Source organism: Rubritalea sp., assembly GCF_039830215.1.
In the GTDB taxonomy this organism is placed as follows: Bacteria; Verrucomicrobiota; Verrucomicrobiia; order Verrucomicrobiales; family Akkermansiaceae; genus Rubritalea.
Genome location: NZ_JBDOPO010000051.1, coordinates 1 through 2,277 on the forward strand (window position 1 = coordinate 1; position 2,277 = coordinate 2,277).

At 47.4% G+C, this 2,277-nt stretch carries 3 protein-coding genes; all 3 read left to right on the forward strand.

The features are described from left to right. Positions 1-131 precede the first annotated feature (131 nt). The 3 genes from ABGY95_RS01385 to ABGY95_RS01395 all read left to right on the forward strand — a co-directional run bounded on the left by ABGY95_RS01385 (position 132) and on the right by ABGY95_RS01395 (position 2,153). Complete coding sequence (locus tag ABGY95_RS01385; RefSeq protein WP_347439886.1) at positions 132-563, forward strand: hypothetical protein; 432 nt, start codon at positions 132-134, stop codon at positions 561-563. 161 nt (positions 564-724) lie between these two features. Further along, a complete protein-coding gene (locus ABGY95_RS01390; RefSeq protein ID WP_347439887.1) occupies positions 725-1,417 on the forward strand; it encodes a YndJ family transporter in 693 nt (230 codons plus the stop codon). A gap of 178 nt (positions 1,418-1,595) precedes the next feature. Beyond that, a complete protein-coding gene (locus ABGY95_RS01395; RefSeq protein ID WP_347439888.1) occupies positions 1,596-2,153 on the forward strand; it encodes a hypothetical protein in 558 nt (185 codons plus the stop codon). Positions 2,154-2,277: the final 124 nt, after the last annotated feature.

Below are 2,277 nucleotides of genomic sequence, written 5' to 3' on the forward strand. Positions count from 1 at the left end.
CTTGATAGAACAAGACGCTGCACCCAACTGATGACCAGCTGGAGAGTCCTACTTACATGACAATTTTCACATCACATAAACCCGTAAGTACACTGAGTGGTCATCAGTCGGTGTGCTTTACGTTCTCCAAAATGAAACATTTATCCATAGCCATTCTATTGCTGCCCTTTTTTCTTTCAGCACAAGCTGGCGAGAAATTAACTCACCCTCCAATTAAAGATTTGTCGGACAAAGGTGCAAAAGGGTGGAATGATTTTATTTATGATGTCAAAGGTGCTTCAGCACTAATCGGAATTCTTGAAGACTCTAAGGATAGTTTTGAGGTTAGGCTTAGAGATTGCAGGAAGTCTGTAAACGGACCTATGATGTCCTTGGCTCCCTCGCATGTTGCAACCTTTCAACTGAAGACTGACAAAAACGGCTATCTTACATGTGCATTATTTAAATTTACTGATAAAATTTCTTGGCTTCAACTATCGACTCAGAAGAATGGATCCGTTCAGTATTGGGTTTCCAATGAAAAATCATTGCTTGATAACTTTAAGAAACTGGCTTCTAAGTAACAATCAGGAGAACAAGACGTCGATCTCAACACCTGACCCTTGCCGTGGATAAGATTATATGACTATTCAACCACCAACCCAGAGAATGAAGTTCACATACGGTTAGGTGTGAGGTGACTTCGTCGTTCGGCAAAGAAAACAATCCGTGCCACCGCTTTAGCATGAATTACGTCATCGTCATCGCCATACTCGCAACGCCCGTTGTCTTGGCGATAGTCACAGGCTCAATCCTGCTGAAAAAAGCACTCACGAAACCCGTAATTCTCCCCGAAGAGATTGCTTTGGCAGCGGCATGGGTTTTCATCGTTGGAAGCTTGGTTTGGCTCGGAGTTTTTCTTAGCGAGTCAACTCTCCTTGGTTTTGGCGCACCGTGGACTTGGATAACAGCCGCCCACTTCGCATTTGCTGGTTTCGGTGCACTAAGCATCACATCATTGTCATGCCGAATGGTATCGAGCCAGCGTTCGTTAAAGGTCCTTAGGGGCCTCCTAATTGCCCACCCTATAGCATACTTGGTGACTGCGGCTGGTATTCTTGGTTTTCGCTTCTGTGACGAGATCGCATCAGCGAGTTACGCGGTTATCTTTGTTGTGCAGTTGAGCGCGGTTGTCTTTGGGCGGCCTACCCGAATCTCCCGCTCTCCAATGCTTCTTGCTGTTGTATCTCTAAGCGTGCCATTGGTGACTATGGTGCCAGCGATAGCTTGGGCATGGGGCAGGCCGATTTTCGATATGGCCGACATGGTTCGTTATCATGGCATTGTAAATGCGGTTGGGCATGTTGGACTTGGATTCGTTGCCTTTGCATGGGGGCGACCGCAATCACACTCTATCCAACAGGGCACCACATCCTAAAATGAAGATATTTAGCTTTCACCTTTTAGAGACCACAGCAGCTACTACGCTAGGAGCCTTTTTTCGTCCACCGGCGAAGAACAAAATCTCTGGATTATGCCATGCGGAATGTATGTCAGCGATGACCTTGGGGTCGCCCATATTATCACCTGAGCGAATGCAATTGAGGAAGCTCGCCATGTTCGCTCTTTGGGAGAATGAGGAAGCCATTGATGCCTTTCTTGCAGATACGAGGCTCGGCTGTAAACTTGCCGAAGGTTGGCATGTGCGGCTACAGTCCCTCCGCCAATGGGGGCAGTTTTCTGAGTTTGATAGTCTGCCTGAGCCCGTTGTTAATACAGATCCCGAGCAGCCGATTATCGCGGTAACGCTAGCGCGATTGAAACTTCCAGAGGTCTTCCGGTTTATCCGCTGGGGCAGGCCTGTAGAGGAACTTGTGAGAGATAACCCTAATACTACCTTAGCCATGGCTGCAATGCGCCCTTCTCGCACATTCAGCACGTTTTCTGTTTGGCGCTCCCAGCGCCACATGACTGATATGGTTCACGGTAGAAATTCTTGTCCAGGGGCAAACAGGCACGCCAGTGCCATGAAAGAAAGAGAACGAAAAGATTTTCATCACAAATTCACTACGTTTCGCTTTCGGGCTGTATCTGAGCACGGAACGTGGCTAGGAAAGAATAACATCATCCCAAAAGAAACAGCCGAACAAGACGGTGCTGGACAACGTCGCTAACGCGCCGCGCCAGACCTCATCGTTCGGTAAGAGAATGGATAAAATAGAAAAAACAGTTTCCCGAGACCCCAAAGACAGTAAGAGCAGTCTGGTCTATCCCAATTCGATATTTCTATGTCTTAGT